At 61.7% G+C, this 26282-nt stretch carries 23 protein-coding genes; 17 read left to right on the top strand and 6 right to left on the bottom strand.

Annotated elements, in window-relative coordinates:
* Positions 1-7: 7 nt before the first annotated feature.
* Positions 8-1489, bottom strand: a complete 1482-nt coding sequence (tgtA, locus tag CHB65_RS13960; protein WP_089385668.1) for a tRNA guanosine(15) transglycosylase TgtA — start codon at positions 1487-1489, stop codon at positions 8-10.
* A gap of 108 nt (positions 1490-1597) precedes the next feature.
* Between tgtA and CHB65_RS13955 the strand changes: the two genes are divergently transcribed.
* From CHB65_RS13955 to CHB65_RS13930, 6 genes are all read left to right on the top strand, one after another.
* The gene (locus CHB65_RS13955; RefSeq protein WP_089385667.1) at positions 1598-2737 is read left to right on the top strand and encodes a hypothetical protein; all 1140 of its coding nucleotides are present in this window, start codon (positions 1598-1600) and stop codon (positions 2735-2737) included.
* A 139-nt stretch (positions 2738-2876) separates the two neighbouring features.
* Positions 2877-3935, top strand: coding sequence for a beta-ribofuranosylaminobenzene 5'-phosphate synthase family protein (locus CHB65_RS13950; RefSeq protein ID WP_089385666.1), 1059 nt, complete (start codon positions 2877-2879; stop codon positions 3933-3935).
* A gap of 18 nt (positions 3936-3953) precedes the next feature.
* The gene (locus CHB65_RS13945; RefSeq protein ID WP_089385665.1) at positions 3954-4790 is read left to right on the top strand and encodes an RAD55 family ATPase; all 837 of its coding nucleotides are present in this window, start codon (positions 3954-3956) and stop codon (positions 4788-4790) included.
* 176 nt (positions 4791-4966) lie between these two features.
* Entirely contained in the window at positions 4967-6013 is a 1047-nt protein-coding gene (locus CHB65_RS13940; RefSeq protein ID WP_089385664.1) for a hypothetical protein, read from the top strand.
* Positions 6010-6630 carry a hypothetical protein gene (locus CHB65_RS13935; protein ID WP_089385663.1) on the top strand — a complete coding sequence of 207 codons (621 nt, stop codon included), beginning with the start codon at positions 6010-6012 and terminating at the stop codon, positions 6628-6630. The genes CHB65_RS13940 and CHB65_RS13935 overlap by 4 nt, the downstream gene beginning before the upstream one ends.
* Before the next feature lie 49 nt (positions 6631-6679).
* Positions 6680-7009, top strand: a complete 330-nt coding sequence (locus tag CHB65_RS13930; protein ID WP_089385662.1) for a transcription factor S — start codon at positions 6680-6682, stop codon at positions 7007-7009.
* Between the two features lie 53 nt (positions 7010-7062).
* Here CHB65_RS13930 and CHB65_RS13925 read toward each other — a convergent pair whose 3' ends face one another.
* The gene (locus CHB65_RS13925) at positions 7063-8064 is read right to left on the bottom strand and encodes a D-2-hydroxyacid dehydrogenase (RefSeq protein ID WP_089385661.1); all 1002 of its coding nucleotides are present in this window, start codon (positions 8062-8064) and stop codon (positions 7063-7065) included.
* Positions 8065-8187: 123 nt separating this feature from the next.
* On the opposite strand from CHB65_RS13925, the gene CHB65_RS13920 reads away from it, so the two are divergent.
* The 3 genes from CHB65_RS13920 (at position 8188) to CHB65_RS13910 (ending at position 11434) form a co-directional block, all read left to right on the top strand.
* Positions 8188-9480, top strand: coding sequence for an amidohydrolase (locus CHB65_RS13920; protein ID WP_089385688.1), 1293 nt, complete (start codon positions 8188-8190; stop codon positions 9478-9480).
* Between the two features lie 105 nt (positions 9481-9585).
* Positions 9586-10833 (top strand): hypothetical protein, encoded by a 1248-nt coding sequence (locus tag CHB65_RS13915; protein ID WP_089385660.1) that lies wholly within the window; start codon positions 9586-9588, stop codon positions 10831-10833.
* 91 nt (positions 10834-10924) lie between these two features.
* A complete protein-coding gene (locus CHB65_RS13910; protein WP_089385659.1) occupies positions 10925-11434 on the top strand; it encodes a macro domain-containing protein in 510 nt (169 codons plus the stop codon).
* A gap of 75 nt (positions 11435-11509) precedes the next feature.
* Here the strand turns inward: CHB65_RS13910 and CHB65_RS13905 are convergent, their stop codons facing one another.
* Complete coding sequence (locus tag CHB65_RS13905; protein ID WP_245809989.1) at positions 11510-12301, bottom strand: IclR family transcriptional regulator; 792 nt, start codon at positions 12299-12301, stop codon at positions 11510-11512.
* Positions 12302-12549: 248 nt separating this feature from the next.
* Between CHB65_RS13905 and CHB65_RS13900 the strand changes: the two genes are divergently transcribed.
* Genes CHB65_RS13900 through CHB65_RS13875 form a run of 6 tightly spaced genes read left to right on the top strand, consistent with a single transcriptional unit; the run spans position 12550 to position 18927 of the window.
* Positions 12550-13905 (top strand): ABC transporter substrate-binding protein, encoded by a 1356-nt coding sequence (locus CHB65_RS13900; RefSeq protein ID WP_245809988.1) that lies wholly within the window; start codon positions 12550-12552, stop codon positions 13903-13905.
* A 13-nt stretch (positions 13906-13918) separates the two neighbouring features.
* The gene (locus CHB65_RS13895; RefSeq protein ID WP_089385658.1) at positions 13919-14929 is read left to right on the top strand and encodes a carbohydrate ABC transporter permease; all 1011 of its coding nucleotides are present in this window, start codon (positions 13919-13921) and stop codon (positions 14927-14929) included.
* Entirely contained in the window at positions 14929-15765 is an 837-nt protein-coding gene (locus CHB65_RS13890) for a carbohydrate ABC transporter permease (protein WP_089385657.1), read from the top strand. The genes CHB65_RS13895 and CHB65_RS13890 overlap by 1 nt, the downstream gene beginning before the upstream one ends.
* 4 nt (positions 15766-15769) lie before the next feature.
* Positions 15770-16888: an ABC transporter ATP-binding protein gene (locus tag CHB65_RS13885; RefSeq protein ID WP_089385656.1), complete on the top strand. Its 1119-nt coding sequence runs from the start codon at positions 15770-15772 to the stop codon at positions 16886-16888.
* Entirely contained in the window at positions 16885-18036 is a 1152-nt protein-coding gene (gene dgoD / locus CHB65_RS13880) for a galactonate dehydratase (RefSeq protein WP_089385655.1), read from the top strand. Before CHB65_RS13885 ends, dgoD begins: the two co-directional genes overlap by 4 nt.
* Before the next feature lie 45 nt (positions 18037-18081).
* Positions 18082-18927, top strand: coding sequence for an SDR family NAD(P)-dependent oxidoreductase (locus tag CHB65_RS13875; protein WP_089385654.1), 846 nt, complete (start codon positions 18082-18084; stop codon positions 18925-18927).
* A 20-nt stretch (positions 18928-18947) separates the two neighbouring features.
* Here CHB65_RS13875 and CHB65_RS13870 read toward each other — a convergent pair whose 3' ends face one another.
* Positions 18948-20972, bottom strand: a complete 2025-nt coding sequence (locus CHB65_RS13870) for a beta-galactosidase (RefSeq protein WP_089385653.1) — start codon at positions 20970-20972, stop codon at positions 18948-18950.
* A 74-nt stretch (positions 20973-21046) separates the two neighbouring features.
* Between CHB65_RS13870 and CHB65_RS13865 the strand changes: the two genes are divergently transcribed.
* Positions 21047-23050 (top strand): glycoside hydrolase family 36 protein, encoded by a 2004-nt coding sequence (locus CHB65_RS13865; protein ID WP_089385652.1) that lies wholly within the window; start codon positions 21047-21049, stop codon positions 23048-23050.
* A 314-nt stretch (positions 23051-23364) separates the two neighbouring features.
* On the opposite strand, the gene CHB65_RS13860 is transcribed toward CHB65_RS13865, so the two are convergent.
* Positions 23365-24222: a Cdc6/Cdc18 family protein gene (locus CHB65_RS13860; RefSeq protein ID WP_245809987.1), complete on the bottom strand. Its 858-nt coding sequence runs from the start codon at positions 24220-24222 to the stop codon at positions 23365-23367.
* A 125-nt stretch (positions 24223-24347) separates the two neighbouring features.
* Between CHB65_RS13860 and CHB65_RS13855 the strand changes: the two genes are divergently transcribed.
* A complete protein-coding gene (locus tag CHB65_RS13855) occupies positions 24348-25373 on the top strand; it encodes a Cdc6/Cdc18 family protein (protein WP_089385650.1) in 1026 nt (341 codons plus the stop codon).
* A 294-nt stretch (positions 25374-25667) separates the two neighbouring features.
* On the opposite strand, the gene CHB65_RS17510 is transcribed toward CHB65_RS13855, so the two are convergent.
* The coding region (locus CHB65_RS17510; protein WP_179213672.1) for a hypothetical protein at positions 25668-26282 on the bottom strand (615 nt) is incomplete at its 5' end.

Below are 26282 nucleotides of genomic sequence, written 5' to 3'. Positions count from 1 at the left end.
TGATCGACTAGCGACCCAATTCCTGCAGATTCTCGGCGACGACGGCATCGGGCAACCGCGCGAGCGCCGATCGATCCCAGCCGTCGTGACCGACGGTCACCTCGGCGTGGGGGTGCTCCTCGATCAGCCGGCGCACGCCCGCCGCCGCGGCCTCCTGGGCGGCACGATCCGTTCGCTCCGGGACCTCCGCCGTGAGCGGATAGGTTTCAGAGAGCGCCCGCGGGAACGGCCCGAACGGGGGTTTTAAGCGCCACACCTCGTCGTATTCGTGCGTCGAGGGCGGCTTCGACTCCGTGAGAAGGAGCCGGTCGGGGACGGCGAGCCGGGCGAGTCGCTCGTGGTGACGCCTAACCTCGGGGCGGCGGGCGGACTCGTGTGAGGTATAAAAGAAGGCGTCCTTCGAGACCGGGTCGCTCGCTTCGAGCTGGTCGGCGTGATCGAGTAAGGCCCGATAGCCGTCGAGCATCGCGGGATGACCACGGGCGCGCCGATCGACGAGTTCGAGGAGATTCCCGTCACGGATCGCCGCTTTGATCCGACGGATCTCGGCGACGGTGACGTGGAGGTTGTGCTCGGCGAGCAATCGCTCGCGCTCGCGGTCGTCCTCGGCACGGACGTCCTCTGGAGTGTGTTCGAGACAGATCGGACACGAACAGGGGAAGTAGTCCATCGCCTCCAGATGCTCGGTCCCAGAAACGGTAAGGTAGCGCCCATCACGGGCCATGAGGGCGTACGCGGCGGAGTCGAAAAGGTCACAGCCCGCCGCGACCGCGAGCGCGAGCATCATCGGATGGCCGGCCCCGAAGAGGTGGACCGGACAGTCCGGGTCGAGCCCGCGTTTCGCCGCCATCACCGCCTCGATGGCGTCGGCGTAGCGGTAGCCGTTTAAAAGCGGGACCATCGCGCCGACCGGAAAGACGTCGAGGTCGGTCCCGGCGGCGTGTCGGCCCGCCGCCTCACGGAGGTCGGGATACGTCGACCCCTGCACCGGCGCATTTATGAGCATCTCGCCGGTGTCGGCATGCTCGGCGTCGGCGAGCGCCTCGCGGGTGACCGCCAGCTCGCGTTCGGCGCGCTCGCGGGGGACGTCCGGCGGCGTGGGCACGTCCACGGGCGTGGCGACGTCGCTGCCGATCCGCCGCTGAAAGTCGATGATCTCCGCCGTGGTGACGTCGATGTCGCCGTACTCGGCGAGCTGAAAGGAACCGGAGTCAGTCATGATCGCGCCGTCGAAACCGAGAAACTCGTGCAGCCCGACATCGAGCACCCGGTCGCGGATGCGGTCGGTTTGGGTGATGATGTAGGCGTTCGTGATGAGCATCTCGACGCCGAACTCCTCACGAAGCCGCGCGGGCTCGATGGTGACGACGTTCGGGTTGACGACCGGCAACAATGCGGGCGTCTCCACCGTCACACCCGCCCGGGGGACCTGTAGCCGTCCGATCCGGCCGGCGGCGTCGTGGTCCCGGATCTCGAAGTGGTCGCGCATGTTCGCGAGTGTGGCGAGGCGGGCGGTAAGGGTTCCGTTCCGCTCGTGTGACCCGTCATCGCAGTGATCACAGCGAAGTATATATGACCAGCAGGCATCATGACGACAATGGACCGACGTGCGTATTTGGGAGTGGTCGCGGCTGGCGTCCTCGCCGGCTGTGGCGACATCGACCCTCCCGCGGAGGATACAGATGACGGTGCGGACCCAGCCGACGACGAGGATACACCGCCCGAGGAGCCGGCCGACGACGAGGCCACACCGGACGATGAGGAGGAGCCGGCCGATGACGAAGCCGAACACGACGACGCCGACGAGCCGGAGCTTACGGAGGACGAGCGGGTCGCCCTCGAACGGCTCGAGGAGGGCGATAGCTTGCTCGGAGAAGCGTTGGAACTGTACGCCGAGAGCGGGAACGCCGACTCCTTCCTCGACGTTCGCGCGTCGGCGACGCGGTTCCGCTGGGTGCCGATCGCGCGGAGCGTCCGTGAGGCGAACGACCGGTTTGATCGAGCGGCGGAACCGGCAAACAGCGACCAACGCGCACGGATCGACGACCTACGCGACGTCGGCGAATTCATTCGGGAGAGCGCCCGAACGCAGGCCAAAGTGGGCCCGGCGTTCGAGGCGTTTCGCGAGGTGCTCATCGCCCATCAGGGCGACTCGATAAGCACGGTCACGTGGAACCGCTTTCAGGACCGGGTCGAGGCCGCGGACGAACGGATGGAGTCGCTCTCGTCGGTGAGCGATCCGGAGGTGGCAGACGCCTCCGAACAACTGACCGTCGAGGAGTACGCCGGGAAGGTCGATCAGCTCGCTGCCGAGCGCGATGCGCTGGTCGCGGTCGCGGATGAGCGTCGTCCATTCACCGAGGGCCATCGGGCATGGATCGACGCCGAGCGGGCCTATCGATCGCGTTCGTGGTCGCGGGCGGCTCGGGAGTTCGAACGCGCAACCGATCGGTTTGAATCGGTCGCAGAACGACTTGAGCGGGATCCGGTCGACCACGAACCGTTCGACCGTGTGTATCAAACCTTCCGTACCATCGCCGGCACCCTCGCGGATGCGGCGATCGAGTACGAGGCGAGCGCCCGCGCATACGAGCAGTGGGCCCGTGGCCGAAACCGAGCTGAGAACCGTGAGGAGGGTGACGAACGTCGGCGCGCCGGTCGGCGGATACTCCGCGATGAGGACGTGGTCACGGATATCCCCAGCGTCCGGCGGTTGGAAAACTACGAGGGGCCGTGATCGACGGGGCGATCGCGTCGCTCGGGGCGCTCAGACAGCTTTGGTCTCGGCTCGGTATGTCGACAGCGGTCGGACTGTCCGGCAAGCACGGCCGTCGACACGGTGGTTTTACCCGCCGCGCACGTAGCTGATCCAACCGATGGTCCGTGTCAGCGCCGGCGCCCGGCTGCACTTCGGGTTTTGCAACCTCAGCCTCTCACACGAGCGGCTCTACGGGGCGCTTGGGATCACGCTTGCCGAGCCGCGGGTGTCCGTCGAGGCAGCTCCATCCGGGGCGATAACCGTCGAGGTGGCCGACGACGCCGTCGATGGCGCGGCTGGCGGATCGATGGACGCGCTCGTCGCGGATGTGCGGACATATGCCGAGCGGGCCACGTCGCTGCTCGAGGTCGAGGGCGCGGCGCTCACGGTCGAGTCCGCACTCCCGCGGCATACCGGCTTGGGGAGCGGGACGCAGGTCGCGCTGACGACGCTCGCCGCTATTTCGCACGCACACGCGCGGGACCCGGAGGTTCGCAGGCGCGCACCGGCGCTCGGCCGAGGCGGTCGGTCGGGGGTTGGGGTCGCCGCCTTCGAGGGAGGGGGATTCATCCTGGATGCCGGCCATCCGACGACGCGATTCACGACGGAGCGGCCGGCCGATGGCAGCTGGTCGGTACCCGCGGTCGCGGTTCGGCACCCGATCCCCGACGGCTGGCGGTTCCTCATCGTCCGTCCGGACGCGAAGCCGGGACGAAACGGTGCCATCGAGGACGCCGCCATGCGCGACGCCGTCGAGCGGGCCTCCCCGGAGCTCGCCGATCGGATCTCTGGGATCGTGACGCGTCGCGTGCTGCCCGCGGTCGCGGAGGGCCGTGCGGAGACCTTCGGCGCCGCGGTTGCGGAGATCGGTCGACTCAACGGGGCGTGGTATGCCGACGAGCAGGGTGGCGTCTATCGCCCCCCCGTCGGGGACGTCGTTGCCGCCTTGGAGTCGTCGCCGGCGGTCTTCGGTGCCGGGCAGTCCTCGTGGGGGCCGACGGTCTACGGCGTCACCGACGTCGATCACGCGGATGCAGCACGCGAGGCGGGGGCGGCGGCGTTGTCGGCGGCGGGAGTCGACGGCGAGGTGACGGTGGTAGGTGGCGCCAACGAGGGTGCACGGGTGCAGGACCCGGATCGGAAAACACGCGTTCCGAGCAACAACACTAAGCGATGAGCCCTCGGGATACGTAGTATGTCGAGTGTACCGTTCGGGATCGCACGGCTGGATTCGATCATCGGCGGCGGTTCGCCGCCGGGCAGCGTCGTGCTTCTCGCCGGCGAATCGGGCGCCGGTGCCCGCGAGTTCCTTTACACGAGTGCGGCGATGAGTGCGTTGGCACGAACTGATACGGATCTGTTCGACCTCTACTACGGCGAGGTCGCCGACGGAGCGCGGGTGTCCTCCGAGGTGCATTACCTCTCGTTTACCGCGGATCCGGGCGACATCATTCGCGAGATGCGTTACACCATGGCCGAAGAGATCGTCGAGAGCGCCGCCGACGGGATCACGTTCCGGGACCTCTCCCCGGAGTTCTTCCAGCTCAGCCCGCTTCCACGTGAGTGGTATGAAGACCAGACGACCTCGCTCGCCGAACTCGGTCAGCGCGACCGTCCAGACGACGTGCTGACCGCGCTCGGCGAATACCTCACCGCCCACGCGACAGAGAGCCTGATCTGCATCGATTCGGTGACCGACCTCGTCTCCTCCGTCTCCGATGATCTGGCATGGAGCGACATCACGATGGTCATGCGCGGATTGAAGAAGGCAGCGTATCACTGGGGCGGGCTCATTCTCGTGTTGGTCAACGAGGACGCGTTAACGGACAGGGAGTTCGGCACGCTGATGGACGCCGCGAGCGGGACGTTTCGGTTCACCTGGGAAAGCGGCGGATCACAACGGGCCCGGACGATGGTCGTGCGGGAGTTCCGCGGCGTGCTCGCACGGATCGAAGAGGAAGACATCGTCCGCTTCGAGACGGAGATCCACGACGGTGGATTCGACATCAGCGACGTCAGAAAGATCCGGTGAGGTGGCGACGTGGAGGCATTGTTCACTGGCATCGTCGCCCGGAACGGTCGGCCGAACCCGTCCGCGACACGGACGACATCGTCGTTCCCGTCGTGGCGCTATCGATCGAGAGAACTACGCGGGAGGATACTTAAGTGAGCCGCTCGAACGGAAGGCAGAATGGTTGGTGAGTCGGGATGAGCGATATCGACGCATTCGACGAGGTGATCGACGAAGCCGCGGCGGCCGCCGGCATCGAGCGAACCGAGGTGCTCATGCGTGCGCTCATCGCCATCGCGGAGGCCGAGGGCGTCGACGTGCCGTCGATGGAGGAACTCGAAACGATAGAGGACCGTCTCGTCGAACTCGAGACCGCGGCTGACGGCTCGACGGATGGTGAGGAACTGACCGACGACCGGACGGACCTGCATGCGGACATCTCCGAGCTCCACGAGGATGTCGCCGATCTCTCCGCGCAGGTGTCGGAGCTCGCCGAGGACCTCGACGAACTGTCCGATGATCTGTCGGAGGTACGGAACGATACCGAAGAGAAGATCGAGGACGTACGGACACGTCTCGTGCGGATCTACCGCGAGGCGGAGCAGAAGGCCCCCGCGGACCACGACCATCCTGAACTCGCGTCGACGGTGGAGACGCTTCGCGAAACCGTCGCGGAACTGGAAGACCGGACGACGGACGGCAGCCCAGCGGACGCGTTCGACGCCGGCGAGGACAACGCCACATCGGACGCGGTAGGGGAGCTGCGTGGGACGGTCGCCGACCTCGCCGACCGGATCGAATCGATGGAGTCGACGGTCGAAGGTGGTGAAGTCGATACCGACGTCTCCGAAAAGCTCTCCAGGATCGCGAACGCGGTCGTGAGCGTCCAACGACGGCTTCGGGTCGTCGAGCGGCGAACCACGGATGCCGAGACGCTGACGCGCCTGACGGCGCTCGCGAACACCCACGGGATCCGGAAGGCGGCGTGTACACACTGTGAGGAGACGGTGCGATTGACGTTGCTCACGGCGCCACGCTGCCCACACTGTGACCGGGAGTTCAGCGACCTGACGCCCAAATCGGGCTTTTTCGGCACGTCTCGGCTGATCGCTGGCGACCCACCCGCGTTGGAGGGGGAGGTGGCCGGCTCGGGGGATGCGGCCGGTTCGAGGGGATCCGGTACCGACGACACCGGGAGCGTACCGACGGAGGGCCCTGGGGGAACCCGGGATGATCGCCGATGAGCGGGGACGACCGGAAGTCGGACGAGGATCCGTTCGCCGCGCTTGAGGCGAACGGTGACGATCAGTCCGCGGACGACGATCCGTTTACCGCCTTGGAGACGGACGATGACGGCGATCAACCCGCGGACGAGGATCCGTTCGCCGCGCTCGAGGACGATGTGGACGGTCCTCCCGCGGACGATCCGCCTGCAGATGAGGATCCGTTCGCGGCCATACAGGAGGGGGATACGTCATCGCCGACGGGATCGGCTGGGGACCATGCGGTCGGTACCGACGAGGATCCGTTCGCCGCGCTGACCGAGGGGGACGGCGTCGACATCGATGACCCCTTCGAGCGGATGGAGGTGGACGAGCTACACGACGACGAGGTCTGGGAGGCGCTGGCGGCGGATGAGGAGTATGACACGGTCGGGCCGGGAGCGATGACCGACGGGGTCGATCACGTCGTGAACAAACGGCTCTACTGTCAGCGCTGCCCACATCTCTCGGAACCACCCGAAACGGCGTGTACCCACGAGGACGGCGAGATACTCGAGGTGCTCGAGGGCAACGAGTTCCGGGTTCGAAACTGCCCGATGGTCGGCGAGGACGGGCCACAGTTCGATACGCACTCGTGAACCCGCCCGGGATGGGGGTCTTTTGTGGTGCGGGCACGTAGGCAGCGATATGCAGTTCTGTGAGGAGTGCGGCACGATGATGGTCTCGCGGGACGACGCCATGGTCTGTCGCAACGAGGACTGTGGCGCGAGAACGGATCGTGACGCGGAGTTGGCGGCGCGCTTCGAGTCCACCGAGGAACAGACGGACGCCGAGGTGATCGAGACCGAGGAAGGCGCGAACTTCGAGGGAAAACCGACCGCGACCGACGTTCACTGCGATCGCTGTGGACACGAGGAGGCATGGTATACGATCAAACAGACCGCCTCGGCGGACGAGCCGCCGACGCGCTTTTTTAAATGCAAGGAGTGTGGAAGACGGTGGCGCGGATATAATTAAGGGATACAAGCCGGCAAAAAGCGGAACCCCCGCCGTTCACTGTGGGCAGGATTTCATTCGGGCGCCGCCACGAGGTTTCTGAGTTCGCCGTCGCCGTCCAACGCGGCGACGTTGTCGGCGACGATGTCCGCGAGACGGTCCCAGTGTTTCGGCGTGTGTCCGCCGGTGTGCGGGGTGATGAGGCAGTTCTCCAGATCCCACAGCGGGTGATCGGCGGGCAGCGGCTCGGGGTCGGTCACATCGAGCGCGGCGCCGCGAAGCCCGCTCGATCGAAGCGCGGAGACGAGCGCGTCGGTGTCGACGATGCCGCCGCGGGCGGCGTTGACGAGGACGGCGTGCGGCGGCAGCGTCGCCAACTCGGCCTCGCCGATCAGCCCACGGGTGAGGTCGTTCAAGGGGCACGCGATGACGACGTAGTCGCTGCGTGCGAGCGCATCGTGGATCGCGTCCGTCTCGAACCCGATCACCTCGTCGGCTGGCCCGCCCTTCGAGGGGGTGTATCTGACCCCGATGGTGTCGACCTCGAAGCCCGCCAGCCGTTGGAGGATCTCCTGGCCGATCGATCCGAGACCGATCACGGTGACGGTGCTGCCGGTGAACTCGAACGACTGAAAGTGGCGCCACTCGGCGTTCGATTTGCGGCGCCATCCCTCATGCAGTCGCCGGGCGAAGACGAGCATGTTGGCGATCGACTGCTCGGCGATACCGGGTGCGTGGATCCCGCCCGCGTTCGTCACGGCGACACCGTGGTCGACGAGCCGCTCGACCGGAACGTGGTCGGTACCCGCGAAGGTGCAGGCGAACAGCTCCAACCGATCCGCATCCGCGATCAGATCCGCCTCGACGGTGATCCCGGTCACGACGCGGGCGTTCGGGACGAGTTCCCGCTCCTCGCGTGGGGTTCGTGCGAGGACGACCGTCCGGTCGGGCAGCCGCTCGCGAAGCGTCTCCGCGTACGACGCCATCGAAAGCCCTTCCGTCCCCTCACGGAGGACGACGATGTCGGGATGGTCGGCTGCTGTGCGATCGTCGTCGACGGACTCATGCTCGCTCATGCTGGGGTCTTCCGCGGTGAAGCGGTGATGTCCGCCCTTCGTCGGTCGGTTACTTACCCTTTTTTGTATTCAAAATACACGATGATCGTGTACGTTAAGCCCGTGCATGTGTCACGCATGGACATGACGGAATCCGGTTCGGACCGGCTTGTCGAACTGCGCCGTGGGTTTCACCGTCACCCGGAGCCCGGCTGGCGGGAGTTCTACACGACCCACCGCCTCGTCGAGGAGATCGAACGGATCGGCGTCGACGAGTTGGCGGTCGGTCGTGAGGCGTACGATCCCGGGGATCGGATGGCCGTTCTCGACGACGACGCCTCCGAGCCGTGGCTAACGCGTGCCCGTGAGCGTGGGGCCCGCGAGGACCTCCTCGAATCGATGGCTGGCGGCAGCACGGGATGTGTGGCGGTGCTGGACCGCGGTGCAGGTCCCTCAATCGGCCTTCGGGTCGATATCGACGGGCTGTTCATCGAGGAGTCGGACGCATCGACTCACCAGCCGGCGCGTGAGGGGTTCCGCTCGGAGGTCGAGGGGACGATGCACGCCTGCGGCCACGACGTGCATATGACGTGGGGGCTTGCCGTCCTCGAACGCGTGAAAGCGAGCGACTTCAGCGGGCGGCTAACCGTCTTTTTTCAGCCGGCCGAGGAGATCAGCGGCGGCGGGTTTCCGATGGCGAAGAGCCGTTTCATCGAGGATATTGAGTATCTCTTTGCGGCACACGTCGGGCTCGATCACCCCACCGGTCGAGTCGTCGCCGGCATCGAGCGCGCCTTGGCGATGTGTCACGTCGACGCGACGTTCGAAGGGATCTCCGCACACGCCGGAAAAGCCCCACACGAGGGCGAAAACGCCATGCAGGCGCTCGGAACCGCCATCTCGAACGCATACGGGATCCCGCGACACGGCGAGGGGATGACCCGCGTCAACCTCGGTTACTGTGAGGCCGGTTCCGCGAGCAACGTCATCGCGGACCACGCGCACGTGGAAGCGGAAGCGCGCGGGGAGACGACCGAACTGATGGAGTATATGAAACGTCGGCTCCGGCGTGCCTTCGACGGGGCGGCACACGCTCACGGCTGTGATCTCTCCTTCGAGGTCATCAGCGAATCACCCCGTGCCGATAGCGACCCGGCACTCATCGACCACGTCGCGACGGTTGCGGCCGACGTCGATGCCGTCGACGACGTCGTTCCGGTCGCCGACTTCGGCGCGAGCGAGGACGCCACCTTCCTCATGGAGCGCGTACAGGACGACGGCGGACTGGCGACGTACCTCATCATCGGAACCGATCACCCGAGCGCCCATCACACGTCGACGTTCGACATCGATGAACGAAGCCTCCGAATCGGTGCGGAGGTCCTAGCCGAGGCGGTGTGTCGCGTGGGGGAACATTCGGAGCCGACCGCCTCATAGAGGGGTGATACCCTTCGTGAGAGCACATCGCGTGAGGATCGCTTCCGATCTACGGCACGCCGTCCGCCACCGAAGTTTGATTAGATCACCTGTTTATGTCGAATTATGGCCTCCGCGGCGTCGCTTTCGGAACCACAGGTCCTCGCACACACCAAACGTCGCCTCTTTCCGGAGCCTGACGAGCCGAACACGTACGCCGTGACGGACACGCAGTTCGCGATGGATGAGTGGCTCGCCGGGGAGCCGATCGCTGCGGACGTGCGATCACAACTCGCGCCGTTCAATCACGTCCGGATCGGCGGTGGCTATCCGGATCTCGTCGGGGTCGCTCCGCTCGACTCCGAGTTTCTCGCGGTCGACCGACTCGGCGATCACCCACCGCTCATCGCGATCGAGGCAAAAGGATACACAGCGAACGCACCGGTCGATGTCGAGCGTGGCGTTATCCAAGCCTACGATCGCCTGCACGAGGCGAACGTCGCGTACGTGACTGCACCGCTCGATGCGATCTCCCAATCGAGCCGCACGCTCGCCCGCGAACTCAACGTCGGTGTTCTCGGCGTCGATTCGCGGGGAGCCGTCACATCCCTCGAGGTTCCCCGGGTCGTGGGGAATCGAACGTCGGAGGAAGCGACGGCAATACGGTTTCAGGCTACCGCCCAGGGTGTCGCGAACAAGTCGTTCGGACTGAACCATCCGAAGAACTACCTCGCGTATCCGCTCGCGCTCTACCACGAGCGGCCCACCGATGAGGTGCTCTCGGCGTACGTCGTCGCGGCGACCGATAGCGCCCGTGACGGAGCGGCCTTTCTCGGTCTCATTGAAAAACGGCCCGATCGACTCGTGCTCTCCCCGTTGGGCCGGGAGGTCGTCCGGTTTGCATTGCATCGCTACGGATCCGTGGATGCAGCGCTCGCGACCTTCGAGCGGTGGAAACGCGCTCGGAAACGCTTCGTCGATCTCGCTCCCGAGTGGGGGATGCTCGTCCGTCGCGTCGTCTGGTCGTACCCGGCGACGCGGTTGCTCGTCGCGGAACTCCAGACGATGCACGAGGAGGGCATTACGGACCCATCGCTTATCGATCTGGTCGAATGGCTTCACGTCCAGCACCCAACGTTCACGGTTGAGCTGTTCGTCCGTGGAACCGAGGACGCCCGAAGCCGAGTGCTCGATGAGGACGGTCACCTGCAGGCGAACGCGCTCACCGACGGGGCCGTCTATCATTCCCCGGCCGTGTTCCAGCTGAAAGCCATGCTGTTTCACAGCGGCATCCTCACGGAGCGTGGTGCGGAGCCGCATCGGCTCGATCCGGCGACGGATACGTGGTCGCTTCGGGAACCGCTTGATCAGTAAAGACGACCGCCCCGACGACCGTTCACTGAGGGCTCCACAGGGGATCTCAACCGGACGAACGTTTACCAGTTCTCCCTGTGTCGATCGGAACATGCGATTCAGCGTGGTTCAAGGGGACATCACCGAACAGGAAGCGGACGCGCTGGTCAACGCGGCGAACACCGACCTTCAGATGACCGGTGGGGTTGCCGGTGTCATCCGTGATGCGGCGGGTGAGGCGATCCAGCGCGAGGCGACCCGGAGAGCGCCGATCGGTTTGGGTGCGGCCGTCGAGACGGCGGGATACGAACTCAACGCGACGTACGTCATCCACGCCGCCACGATGGAACTCGGTGGCGGAGCGGACGAATCGAGCATCCGAATCGCGACGCGCAACGCGCTTTCGAAAGCTGAGGAGCTCGGGTGCGAGTCCATCGTCCTTCCGGCGCTCGGTTGTGGGATCGCTGGTGTCGCACTCGAGGAGGGGAGCGGCTACATCTTCGAGGAGATCATCGCGTTCGACCCGACGACGCTGGGTAACGTGCGGGTGATCGCCTACGATGAGGACTCGTTCGAAACGATGCAACGGGTTGCCGAGGAGGTTCGCGGGAGGATGTCGTGACGGAGGCGGACTAGCCATCGGTGACCGGAAACGGGGAAACAACGAGCCCGAGCGTTCGCGATGCCGTACCGGCGCTCACACGGTGTTCGTGCGTCCATCGGACTCGAGGAGCGATATCTCGATCGATTTGGCCGTGCTCACGACGAGTCCCGTCGTGTCCTCTTCGAGCCGCTTGCCACGCATACGGTCGGCGGGACCGGAAACACTGACCGCGCCGATCGGGTCGCCCTCGACGACGACGGGGCTGGCGACACACTGCCAGTCCGGGATCTGTTCGCCACGATCGAACGCCACGCGCCGGTCGCGGATCGATCGCAGCTGATCTCGAAGCGCCGCCGGATCGGTGACGGTTCCGTCCGTCAGCGCGGGGAGGCCCCGCTCTTCGATGAACTCCTTTACGCGGGTGGCATCCCAAAAGGCGAGGATCGCCTTGCCGGCAGCGGAGGCGTGGAGCGCCAGCTGGCCGCCTTCGGGGATCGGGTGCTCGTCGCCGCCGACACGGTAGAGATAGACGCCGTGGGTCCCTTCGGGGACGACCAAGTTGACCGTCTCGTTTGTCGTCCGTGCGAGCGTCTGCAGCGCGGACTTGGAGGCAGTATATAAGGGACTCCGTTCACGGATCGCCAGTCCTAGCTGAAGGAACCCGTAGGTGAGCCGATATCGTCCGTTTTCCTGCGTGACGTATCCGAGCGCCGACAGGGTCGACAAGTGGTTGTAGACGGCGCTTTTCGACACGCCGACTTCCGTTGCCAGCTCGGTTACGCCGGCCCCATCCCGGTCGCGAAGCGTTTCCAGTATCTCGAAGGTCGTCGCGATGGCCTGAACGGAAACACCCTCGTCATCCCCCATCGTTCTCTTGTAGTACATATGAGTGGAGTCACTAAAGTTTGTTCTCTATGGCTAAACGCGGTGGTGGTTAGCTTAAATTATTCTGCCATTTTGGGGTAGGATTAAACACTGCTGAGGCAACAATTTCCTGCTAATGGCCGAAATGGCACCACATGGAGTATATAAATGCACGTCGTTTCCTTGTAGAGAACGCCGAAAGAAGCCTTCGTAAGTAATTTTTCATCAAACGATACAAACATTTATATAGTAGTGGTTGATTAATCCTGATGGATACGATGTCAAACGATCACACCGGAGGATACAACCGACGACGACTTCTTCAGGGCAGCGCCGCGCTCGGGCTCGCGGCGTTCGCCGGCTGTGTCGGGACCGAACCCGACGACGATAACGGTGCGGACGACGCCGATGACGGGGCGGATGCCGACGGGATGGCCGACGAGATCGACGTCTGGGGATGGGACATCGCCGCCCGGGCGATGATGCTGACCGCGGAGGAATACGAAGCCGAGCACGGCGGGACCATCAACGTCGAGGAGTTCGGTCGGGAGGCGATGAAAGAGGACCTTCGCAGCCGACTGACCGCCGGTTCGGGGGCACCTGACGTGGCGATGTTGGAGATGATCGACGGCCCGGCGGAGATCGATACGGGTGCCATTCTCGAGATCTCCGATCGACTGGACGAGGCGGGTATCGAGGACGATTTCGTCGAGGGTGCATGGGCGTCGTTGACGGATGACGATGGGGCCTACGCGATCCCATGGGACATCGGACCGACGGCGGTCTACTATCGTCGGGACGTGTACGACGAACACGGGCTTGAAGCCGACGCGATCGAGACGTGGGACGACTTCATCGAGGAAGGTCAGAAGCTCCCCGACGACGTCTATATGACCGAGATTCCCGAGAACGATCTCGACGGAGTCTGGCGCTACCAGTTCCGCCAACTCGGAAACCGGCCGTTCACCGAGGACGGCGAGGTCAACATCTACAACGACGACTCCATCCAGATCGCCGAGACGATCAAACGGCTCTACGACGAGGACGTCGGCCGCCTGATCGAGGGCTGGTCGCCGGCGTGGTTCGACGCATACGGCGCGGGCGACATCGCCTCCTTACCCTCCGCGGCCTGGATGGAGGGCACGCTTCGGGACGAGCTGCCGGAGACGGACGGTCTTTGGGGGGTGTATCGGATCCCCGCACACGAGGAGGGCGGCCCGCGTGCATCGAACTGGGGCGGATCGAGCCTGATGATCCCCTCACAGATCGACGGGGCCGAGCGGGACCGTGCCTGGGATTTCATCACGTGGACGCTCGCGACCGACGAGATGCAGCTGCTCATGTACGATGAGTACGGGCTCTTTCCGGCACTGGAGACGACCTACGAAAACGAGGAGGTCTTCGATGAGGAACTCGATTTCTACGACGGGCAGCCCGCTCGACGGCTGTTCGCCGATGTCGCGGAGGAGATGCCCGAGTATGAATACTCGGTCAACACGCCTGAGGTCTCCGATGCGATCAACAACCACTTCTTCGCGATGCTCCGTGACGACCTCGACCCCGAGGAGGCGGTTGAAAACGCCGCCGAGGAGGTCGCCGATCGAACCGACCGCGAGTTAGCCTGATGGGCCGGCGCTGATGGCGACGAACAGCGAATCCCGGGGATGGACCCGTTCCGAACTCTGGGACCGATTTCGCACCATTCGTAGACGCATCACCGCGACCCTTCCGGCACTCTCCCGTGAACAGGTCGCGTATGTGCTTATCTCGCCGTTTTTCATCATCTTCGGCATCTTCCTGTTGTTCCCCGTCGTCTACACGGTCTACCTCTCGTTTTTCGAGTACCAGGGGATCGGTGACGGGACGCTCTTTTTCATCGATCTCGGGCCGATCTTCGTTCAGGTCCCGGAGATCGCCGACCTCCAGTTCATCGGGTTCGGAAACTACAGCCGGATGCTCGGCGACGGCCTGTTCTGGCAGGCGATGTTCAACACGACGTACATCCTCGTGATCCAGGTCCCGATCATGATCGGGTTGGCGCTGGCGCTCGCGATCGCGTTGAACGCGGCGTTCCTCCGCGCGAAGGGCGTCTTTCGGACGGCGATCGCGTTGCCGGTCTCGGCGAACATCGTCGCCTACTCGACGATATTCGTGATCCTCTTCAACGAAACCGGATTTATCAATTATCTCTTGGCGACGATCGGGGTCGAACCCATCGAGTGGCTTCGCAGCGAGTTCTGGGCACGCAAAACGATCGTGACTGCGGTCACTTGGCGGTGGACCGGCTACAATATGATCATCCTGCTTGCGGGGTTACAGACGATACCCCAACAGCTCTATGAAGCCGCCGAGATCGACGGCGCGAATCGCTGGCAGAAGTTCCGATATGTGACGCTGCCGCAGCTTCGGCCGGTGCTTCTGTTCGTCGTCGTGCTGTCGACGATCGGGACGTTCAAACTGTTCGCGGAGCCATACGTTATCACCGGCGGTGGGCCGACGAACGCGACGATTACGATCGTCCAGTACATCTATCGGGAGGCGTTCGTGGGGAGTCCGAACCTCGGTTATGCAAGCGCGCTTACGGTGGTCTTCGTGGCCATCGTCAGCGTGATCTCGATCGCACAGATCAAACTCGGAGGTGATGAGTGATGCGTAAACAGCGCCAACGGGACGCCGTCTGGAAGTTCCTCACCTACTCGTTCGTCATCGTGATGACGCTCGGGATGATGGTGCCGCTCTACTGGATGATGGTCGCGGCGACGCTGCCACAGGAGGAGTTCCTGCAGTTCCCGCCGCGGCTGTATCCCGGCACCGCGTTCTTCGATAACCTCGCCGTGTTACACGAGGAGACCGATTTCCTGATCTCGATCTGGAACAGCGTCTTCATCGCGGTCGTCTACACGGTCCTCTCGGTGCTTCTGTGTTCGATGGCCGGATTCGCGTTCGCGAAGTACGAGTTCCGGTTCAAAGAGCCGATCTTCTATACGATCTTGGCGACGCTTATCCTGCCGATCCAGCTGCTCGTTATCCCGCTGTTCCTGATGATGAGCCAGATCGGCTGGACGGACACGTTCCGGGCGATCATCATCCCGTGGCTGGCGAACCCGATCGGGATCTTTCTGATGCGACAGAACATGAAGTCGATCCCCGACGCCCTGCTCGAATCCGCACGCATGGACGGGGCGACGGAGTTCCAGATCTTCTACCGGATCGCGTTGCCAGCGATGCGATCGTCGGTTGCCGCGCTCGCCATCATCCTCTTTTTGTTCCAGTGGGACCTCTTTCTGTACCCGCTGGTCATTTTGGAGGACTCGGCGAACTACACGATCCCGGTCGCACTGTCCGGTCTCGAGGAGAGTCGACGCGTGAACTTCGATCAGATAATGGTCGCGAGTTCGCTCGCGATCATTCCGATGGCCATCCTGTTTTTGATCCTTCAAAAACAGTTCGTCAGCGGCATCCTCGCGGGATCGCTCAAGGAGTGATATCATGGCACGAATCAACCTATCGGATCTCACCAAGGTGTACGGTACCGGCGGCGACTCGGTCGTCGCGGTCGAAGAGGTCTCCCTCTCCGTTACGGACGGGGAGTTCCTCGTCCTCGTCGGCCCGTCCGGGTGTGGCAAGTCGACGACGCTTCGCTGCATCGCGGGATTAGAGGACGTCACTGAGGGTCGGATCCAATTCGGCGAACGGGACGTAACGGAGTATCAAGCAAGCGAGCGGGACGTCGCGATGGTGTTTCAAAACTACGCGCTTTACCCGCATATGACCGTCCGGGAGAACATCGGCTTCGGGCTCAAGCTCTCGACGTCGCTGTCGTCCGCTGAGATCCACGAGCGCGTCGATGACGTCGCGGGGACGCTGGGGATCAGCGAGTTGTTGTCGGACAAACCGAAGGAGCTATCGGGCGGTCAGCAACAGCGCGTCGCGCTCGGTCGGGCGATCGTTCGTGAGCCCGAGGTGTTCTTGATGGACGAACCGCTGTCGAACCTGGACGCGAAGCTCCGATCCGATATGCGGACGGAGCTCCAGGAGCTCCAGGAGCACCTCGGCGTAACGACGGTGTACGTCACTCACGATCAGACCGAGGCGATGGCGATGGGCGACCGGATCGCGGTGATGGACGGCGGGATCTTACAGCAGGTCGGCCCGCCGGAGGAGGTCTATCTGGATCCGGCCAACGAGTTCGTCGCCGACTTCATCGGCTCGCCGAGCATCAACCTCTTTACGGCCGACGTCGAGGGAGCGACGATCACAGGGCCGGGCGGATTCGCCTACGAACTGGACGATTCGACCCCACTCCGGGATCGAAAGCGGGTTCGGGTCGGCATCAGGCCGGAGGATATCCGATTGGTTGCGGACGGAACGAACCACGCCGACGTGGCGGTCGTCGAGCCGATGGGCAACGAGAACTTCTGTTACATGCGGCTCGACGACCACGAACTCACGGCACGGATCGCTCCCGAACAACGTCCTGAAGCCGGCGACCGGGTCGCCTTCTCGTTCGAGGAGGGCTCGCTGTACCTGTTCGATGTCGACGACGGGGAGGCGTTGAAGACGAAAACGAGCGAGCCGACCGAAAGCGCGGTGGAGGGCGTCCGATGAGCAGACTCACCGACTACGAGCTGTTCGAGGTTCCGCCTCGGTGGCTGTTTTTGAAACTCACGACGAGTGATGGCACCGTCGGGTGGGGCGAGCCGATCGTCGAGGGCCGGGCCAGAACGGTTCGGACGGCCGTCGAGGAGTTGCTCGACAACTATCTGCTCGGCGAGGACCCGAGCCGGATCGAGGACCACTGGCAGGCGATGTACCGCGGCGGGTTCTATCGCGGGGGTCCGGTCCTGATGAGTGCCATCGCCGGCGTCGACCAGGCGCTGTGGGACATCAAGGGAAGGACGCTCGATGCGCCGGTGTATGAACTGCTCGGTGGCAAGGCGCGCAATCGCGTCCGCGTTTATCAATGGATCGGCGGCGATCGTCCCCGGGACGCTGGGGACGCGGCACGCGAGAAGGTTACCGACGGATTCACCGCCCTCAAGATGAACGCCACCTCCGAACTTCGCCCCGTCGACAACCCACGGGCGGTCGAGGACGCTGTCGATCGGTTAGCGGCAGTTCGGGACGCCGTCGGAAACGAGGTCGATATCGGCGTCGACTTCCATGGACGTGTCGCCAAGCCGATGGTCCGTCGACTCGCGCGCGCGCTCGAACCCTACGAGCCGATGTTCATCGAGGAGCCCGTCCTGTCCGAGCACAACGATGCGCTCGCGGATATCCGGGCGTCGACGACGATCCCGATCGCGACCGGCGAGCGGATGTACTCCCGCTGGGATTTCAAGCGGGTCTTCGAGGAGAACGCCGTCGACGTGATCCAGCCCGATCTCTCACATGCGGGTGGGATCACCGAGGTCAAAAAGATCGCGGCGATGGCCGAGGCCTACGACGTTTCGATCGCGCCACACTGTCCGCTCGGCCCGATCGCGTTGGCGTCGTGTATTCAGGTCGACGCGTGTTCGCCGAACACGCTGATCCAGGAACAGAGCCTCGATATCCACTACAACGAGACGAGCGACGTGCTCGATTATCTCGCGGACCCGTCGGTCTTCGAGTACCGCGACGGCTACGTCGATATCCCCGACGGCCCGGGACTCGGCATCGAGATCGACGAGGCGTACGTGCGAAACCAGACCGGCGGCGTCGACTGGCACAACCCGATCTGGCGACACGACGATGGAAGCGTCGCGGAGTGGTAAGATGCAGGCACGGACGAGCCGATCACGTCGCCTGCGGGTGAGACGATGACCCACCGACCCGACTCGCCGGTCGAACACGCCGTCGACGGTCGCTTCGCGGATCGGACCGTCATCGTCACCGGCTCGACCCGCGGGATCGGTGCGGCGATCGCTGAACGGTTCGTCGCCGAGGGGGCCAACGTCGTCGTGTCGGGACGCGACACGGGTCGCGGCGAGGCCGTCGTCGAACAGATCACCGACGCGTCGACGGCGGACACAGCGGGTGCGGCGACGTTCGTCCGAGCGGATATGCGGAAACCCGATGACATCGCCGCGCTTGCGGAGGCGGCGGCTGAATCCTATGGCGGCGTCGATGTCCTCGTGAACAACGCGGCCGTCCAGACCGAAACCGCCGTCGACGGGGCGACTCTGGACGACTGGGAGTTCGTCCTCGAAACCGACTTCCGGGGGTACTGGCTCGCGGCACGGGCCGCGCTCTCGCATATGGATCGAGGAGCGATAATCAACGTCTCCTCGAATCACGCCACCGCGACGATGCCCGCACACTTCCCGTATAACGCGGTGAAAGCCGGCGTCAACGGCATGACTCGGGCGATGGCGCTCGATCTGGGACCGGCGGTTCGTGTCAACACCGTTACACCCGGATGGATCGAAGTCGACCGAACCCGTGAGGAGCTTGCCGAGGGGCAGTTCGCGGCCGTCGAATCCATTCATCCGACGGGGCGGATCGGCGTCCCGGCGGACGTCGCGGGGGCCGTCGCCTTTCTTGCGAGCCCGGACGCCGCGTTCATCACCGGGAGTTCGGTGCTCGTCGACGGTGGCCGTGGCGCGGTGATGCAGGACGATACGCTGCCGGATTATCGGGCGCTTGCGGAACGGGAGGACGAATAAGCATCCGCTCAGGCGATCACCTAGACCGGTTCGATCGACAGGCCATCGACCAGATTCCCTTCCGCGACCGCGACATCGAAGGCTTCCAGCGTGTCGTCTCCGACGACCCACGAAGCGTCCGTCCGCGCAACGATCCGGTATCGCTCGCTCGAAAAGTTGGTTATCCACGTGTGGCCGGCTCGCGCTCCGATCCGGACACCTTGGGGGAGCTGTTCGCTGTACGGGAGGGAGGCGTCCGCGAGGAGTGGGCGAACGAGTTCATCGGCGAGGTCCGGACCCGGCCAGACGCCACAGTAGACGACCGTTCCGTCGCCGACCGTGTTCTCGACGACGGCGGGGCGTCCGAATTCGATCCCCTCGGACTGGTAGGTAAATCGTAACTCGGCGTCGTCCGGATCGAGCCACTCGGCCCACGTCCGGGCGGCATACTGCTCATCGTCCTCGGCCACCGGTGTGACGGTCCGCTCCATCCGTGACGGGAACGACCCGTGTTGGTCGACGGTCGCGCCGACCAGATCCGAAAGCGGGCCGGGTTGCAGGGTCGGCCGAAGCTTGTTATACTCGTCTTTGACTCCCGTCCGCGGACCGAAGAGGATCCGGCCGCCTTCTTCGACGTATGCGGTCAGCCGCTTCGCGAGGTCGTCGGTGACGAGATGGAGGGCCGGGGCGAGGAGGAGTTCGTAGTCATCGAGCGCGAAGCTCGGATGGATGACGTCGACCTGTACGCCGCGGGATCGGGCCGCGCCGTAGAAGGCCTCAAGCAGTTCCCAGTAGTCGAACTCCGGGGCGTGTGGTTGCGCTGACAGCGCCCAGAGGGCGTCATAGTCGAACAGGAGCGCGACGGAGGCGTCGACGTTCTCGATCGGTCCGTCGCCGATCGCCTGCAGTTCCGTGCCGGCTCTGACGGCATCGTGATAGCCACGATCCGGTGACCCGTCCTGTTTTCTGAGTCCGGCGTGATACTGCTCTTGTCCCTCAAGACATCGCCGCCAGCGGAAATAACAGACCGCGTCGGCGCCGTGGGCGGTCGCGTGATGGGCCCACAGCCGCATCGCCCCCTCGCCGGGCTGGGGACAGTGTGGCGGCCAGTTGACGTCGCCCGGTTGCTGTTCCATCACCCAAAAGGGCCGGTCGAGTGTGCTCCGGTAGAGGTCGTGATCCATGCCGATCTGATCGGGATTACCGGCCCGCAGTTGATCGGGAGTCGCTTCGTCGTGCTGGCGATCCTGAACGAAGCCGGTGGGATAGGAATCCCACGAGACGAGGTCGAGATCCTCGCTCACGGCGTACGCGTCGAGCGTCGGGAACCGACCCATGAAGTTGTGGGTCACGAACCACTCCGGGTTCGCCTCGGTGAGCAACTCGACGTGGAGTCGATTGTACTCGACGACCGAGTCGCTCGCGAATCGGGCATACTCGAGCAGCCGCGATGGATGGTGTTCGGCGGGGGTTGGCCCCGGCGGATCGATCGCCTCGAAGGAATCGTACTGTTGGCTCCAGAATCGGTTGCCCCACGCCGTATTTAACTCGGCTATCGTGTCATACTTTTCTTTCAGCCACGACCGGAACGCCGCCGCACAGTCGTCACAGTAACACCGAACGGTGAAATGACAGCCGTACTCGTTGTCGGTCTGAAAGCCGGCGACGTGTGGATTCTCGGCGTACCGCTCCGCAACCCTTCTGACGATCCGTTCGGTCTCCTCGCGATACCGCTCGGAATTGAAGCAGTAGTGTCGACGGCTGCCGTGTTCACGAACGGTGCCGTCGGGATCCTCCTGTAAGATTTCGGGGTGTTCATCGACGAGCCACTTCGGTGGCGTCGCGGTCGGCGTGCATAACACTGCTTGCATGCCATACTCACCGATCAGCGACACCGCCTCATCGAGCCACTCGAACGCGAACTCGTCGCGTTCGGGTTCGAGGACGCCCCAGGAGAACTCCGCCATCCGGACGTACTCCAGTCCCGCCTCGGCCATCTGCTCGACGTCGGTTTCCCAGCGTTCGCGGGGCCAGTGTTCCGGAAAATAACACACACCAGTCTGCATACGAACAGGCCCGAGCGACCCTACCTAAGCGTTGTCATACCAGCCTATATGTGGGTCCGTTTTGAAGCCGATGTATGCAGGAAATCACGGCGATGAAAAGCACCGTCTGCTCCGATCCGGCGGCTGGGGTATTTTCAGTTTCTGACGGAACGGGGACACTTCTTTCGGGCGGAATTAATGTTGACACGTCACATGCGTCCTCGGAGGTCCAGATCACCGTCCGGTCCGCAGCGAAGGAGGCGGGTGGAATCGCCATCGGGTTCGATCTCGAAAACGTCGGGGATGATCCCGTTCGGCTCGACCGACTGGTGCTATCTGGCGAGACCGGATTCGGATCCGATGCCCGAATCTATCGCCATGGCTATCAGTCATGGTCGCCATCGGGCACCCTTCCGGTCGGCGAACGATTTCCTGCGGAAAATCCCGACAACGCCCCGATGATGCGTGATCTCGCCGCTCCGACCGATCGGCGAACGAGCAGCTACTTGATCGGCCTCATTGAGGCGGAACGCACGTTGACGATGGGCTTTCTCACCCACGATCGGTTCTGTACGCGGTTCGACATCGTCGACGACGAACGCGGTGTCGAGGAGGTCGCCGCCGTCTGTCCGCTCGAAGGCCGTCGATTGGAACCGGGTGGGACGCTCGAACTCCCCACGCTCTGGATCGACGCGACCCGCGATATCGAGGACGGACTCGCCGTGCTCGCGGATCTGATCGGCGATCGGATGGATGCCCGTGTTCCGGGTAGCGTCCCCACCGGGTGGTGTTCGTGGTATCACTACTTCACCGACGTCACCGAAGCCGATGTGCGGGAGAACCTGACCAAGCTACAGGAGTGGGGAGTCCCGGTCGAAGTCGTTCAGATCGACGACGGCTACATGGAGGCGTTCGGCGACTGGCGGTCGATCGCCGACGGGTTCTCCGAGATGGGGGAACTCGCACGCGATATCGAGACGGCCGGCTACCGGCCGGGGCTCTGGCTCGCCCCCTTTTATGTCGAGGAGGAAGCGGCGCTGTATCGGGACCACCCGGAGTGGTTTATTAGGAAACCAAGCGCGGCGGGGACGGATCAGGAACCGGTCGATGGAGGTTACCGTGCCGGATCGAACCTCTATGGGCTGGATACGACCCACCCGGAGGTGCAAGAGTGGTTACGTGACACCTTCGAGACGGTCGTTCACGACTGGGGGTTCAGCTATCTCAAACTCGATTTCCTGTTCGCCGCGGCGCTCCCGGGTGAGCGGTACGACCCCGAGGCGACGCGCGTGGAGGCCTACCGAAAAGGTCTCGATATCATCGCCGAGACGGTCGGCGACGACGTCTTCCTGTTGGGCTGTGGCGCGCCGCTTGCGCCAAGCGTCGGATTCTTCGATGCGATGCGGATCGGCCCCGACACCGATCCCGTCTGGGAGACGCCCGGCGAGTCGGCGAGTCAACCGGCGTTAAAAAACGCGGTCAGAAACACCCTGACACGGCAGTTCCTCCACCGGCGATGGTGGCTGAACGATCCGGACTGTCAACTCGTCCGGGAGACGAGCGACCTCACCGCGGCTGAACGGGAAGCCTTCGCCGTGCTCGTCGCCGTCACGGGGGGCGTGAACATCCTCTCGGATCGCCTCGCCGAGATCGACCTCGCCGGCCGGCGACTGATCGAGCGCTCGCTGTCGCCCACTGAAACCGGCGTCGTCGAGGACCTCACGACGAACGAGTTTCCCTCGCGAGTCGTCTGTGAGCGTCCGGGTGACCGTGCAACGACGGTCGCCATCTTCAACTGGGAGGACCAGCCCCGGCGGATCGTCTTCGATGCACATGCCTACAGCGACGATGACATCGACGCTCACGTTCTCTGGGACGGGGTGGCCGGTGACGTCGTCGATGGGCCGGTTATCGAGCGGGAACTTCCCGCTCACGGCGCAGCCGTCTTCGCTATCGTGCCCGCCGGCCCGGGTGATCTGCTGGGGGATGCGGGCACACTCACCGGCGGGACCGGACGTGTCGACGGCACCTCGATGGCGGCGGGACGGCTTCGAGCGACTGTCGCTGATAACGACCTGGTCTTCCGGACCGAACACTGAGTTATGAGTTCAGCGACGAAGAACAAGCCTAGGCCGGGATTTGAACCCGGGCTCTCGTCCTTACCAAGACAAATACTTTTTTCGAGGCCTGAAACCCGGTTTTTCGAGGGTTTCAGATCAGGCCTCAAGTGTTTTGGCGTGTTGATCTTGGCGCTGTCCCTTGATTTTGGGGGTATAGGGCCTTTCCGTGTATTTGTAGTATAACGTGGCTTTTGGTATAAAATACCGGGGTCGCGTCCTTGTAGAATGCTTCGTTAATGGTATTCTGACTGGGCTGGGGAATTGGTGTATAGGCCTTCTCCGTGAATCTGTGTTTATTGGATGTCGTTGATTGTGACTTTGTTTTTCCCTTCTTGATCTGCTTTTCTTCCTGCATTCAGTAATAGTGTTAGGGCCTTTCTGCAGTCGCCGCTGTTTTCGGCTACGGTTTCAGCTATTTGTTCGACTACTTTTTTGGGTACGGTGCCTGGCCTGAACGCTTTGTCTACTCGGTCTTGGAGGATGTTTTCTAGTTGGGGTGCGTTGTAGGAGTGGAATTCAAGTGTTTTACAGCTTAAGCGGGACTGGCTTCTGGGATCGAGAGTGATACGGGTTGGATGCTGGTTTGAGACCATTAAGAGGCCTATCGGGTTTTCGGCTTCTTCGTTAATCATTTGGAGGTCGTAGATGATTTTGGTTTGATCATCTAGTTGGTCGAACTCGTCTAATGCGACTGCTACACCTCTATTCTTATCCAACCATTCTCTGACCTTGGACAGAAGTGCGTCGATTGATTTGCCTTTCCGGGGCGCTGGATAACCGAGTTGAATCAGTAGTTCGGTTAAGAGGCTTGAACGGGTGTTGTATTGCCAGCAGTTGATATACACTGATTTAACGGAGGCCTGGTTCTCCAATTCAGTTATGACATACTTTGTGCAGGTTGTCTTCCCGATTCCCGCAGGCCCGAATATTATCAAGTTATTTGGGTCATGTCTGTGGGTTAAAGGCCTGACGGCCTCTGCGATTTCACCGATTTCTGTTTCTCTGCCTACCGGCTTTTCAGGTGTGTAATGTGTGGTTAGATAGGCTTCAGATCTTAGTACTCCCTTTTTCCGTGATGATGTAGAATTATCGAACAATGTTTTTCTTTTCCCCTCCCAGTATGAATTATGTGTAGTAACCAACTGTTTCAAAACTATTTATTACACCGCGTTTCGCTTGAGTACTTAGTCTATTATATTTAATATTCCAGAATTGTGTTCATGCGAAACCTGCCTTTCTCAAACTGGGGTAAAACAATGCGCCGAACTATGTTTGTATGAGCACTATCAACGACCTAGAACCATTGAAGAACGAATATATCCCAGAAGAGGTCTTAGACAGAGAGACTGAATCAGAACAACTGAGACAGGCCTTAGAAAACAGGCAGAACGTTCACGTCCACGGTCCTAGAGGGACTGGGAAGACGCTTATTGTTAAGAAGCAGTTGGAAAGCTTGGGGACTAATGTATGCTACATCTCCTGTCAAAGACAAGATACACAGTATAAGGTTTTGAGGAAAACGGTTAACGAGCTAACCTCGAAGACAGTTGGGTCAGGCCACCACACTTCAGAGCTTCAACGACTGCTGAAGAATCAAGTCGAAGCTGTAGAAACCACGATAGTACTTGATGATCTCGACTTTCTTCTCCTGAATGACGGAGACGACCTGCTCTACTTTCTCTCACGAATAGAAGCCGATCTAGGCCTAGTACTGATTACCGCGAATCACAGAGAGCTCCGCGACCAGTTAGAGGAGCGCACATTCAGCACGTTACAACCCCAAAGAATAGGGTTTGAACCGTTTACCGGGGAAGAGATATACAAAGTGCTCGCAGATCGAGCGAAAAACTCGATGAAGCCTCGATCCCTTCGCCGAGAAGCATTAACGTACATTGCGTCATCAACCCAGAACCTAGCAGCGGCCCTAACATGGCTCCGCATTTCAGCCCAACAAGCAGACAACGTCGTTACTGAGGCACATACTAAACGCTTGATTAGCGAGGCCTTACAGCAATACACGGCCACCCAATTGAGAGACTTCACGCAGCACCACCGACTCCTCTACCAAGCCATAGAAAAGCTTGAATCCGATCAAAAAAGCAGTGTGAGGACCGGAGACGTCCACCTCAAGTACCGAGAACTCTGCCAAACCTACGGTCAAAAACCATTGACCGAACGCAGAACCAGCGACTACCTCAAACAACTTGAACAACTCAAGCTAATCACCTCAGAATACCACTACGGCGGGCGAAAAGGAAAGACACGCGAAATAAACAGAGTAAACCCATACAGCAACACTTGAATAGGCCTAATTCATCAAGTTTGCTTTGTATACCGTATTTCGAAATAATGTAAGATACAGACACTTTTGCATAATTTATGGAGTGTTTCTGATACAGTTGACACAAGTGGTTACTCGGGTTATGCTTGTGAGTGGTGGTATGATGTAACTGATTTCAATGAGAAGGCTCGTGGTGAAGAAGGAGATGTAGCGCATGTCCATAGAGACAACGATCTAAAGGATATGATAGAGTCAAACTACGCGAGCTTTGAGGAAGATAGCTTTCCTTAAAAAACTCATGTTATTCTTGATCCTTTATTGTCCGGCCTTTGAACGAAGCATGTCGAAGTATTCTTCCTCACTTTTAAAGTACTCTATACTATTCTCTAGTTCCATAACGTAATCTGTGAACTGTTGCCTGTCAATTTGTTCGTCAAGGTATACTTGTTCCTCATCTTCATCGAATTTGCCAATTAAAGGTCCTTCAAACTCTGGAATTTCATCAATTGGTAAGGTTAGTAAGGCAATATCGCTTTCTTCCAACAAATCTCTCTTTGAAGCATGTCTTAATGCAAGAATAGCAGGCCTTGCCCTATTCCAGTAAAGTTTACTATCATTTCCCTCTAGTATATCTTGATTATAGGTGTCTGCTACATCAGGGTGTACAGCTAGTCTTGGATTGTTACCTGAATCTAAATCTCCAACTCGTGTTCCTTTAGTAGGTAAGTCGCTTCTTATTGCCATTCCTCTGAAGTCAAGATTATCAGCTGAAGCAACATAATTTCCATTGTCATCTACGAATTTTCTTCCTATTATATCGAATGATCGGCTGTTGGGTCTGTCTCTTAGGACTCTGTCTTCTACTGGTCCTTTTACCGGCCAGTTTGAATCTGTTAGCCATAAACTATCGTTTTTATTGTCTTTATAGTT

The organism is Halorubrum vacuolatum (genome assembly GCF_900188065.1).
Classification (GTDB): Archaea; Halobacteriota; Halobacteria; order Halobacteriales; family Haloferacaceae; genus Halorubrum; species Halorubrum vacuolatum.
Note: the sequence above shows the minus strand (reverse complement) of the source record. Positions and strands in the feature narration are given on the sequence as shown.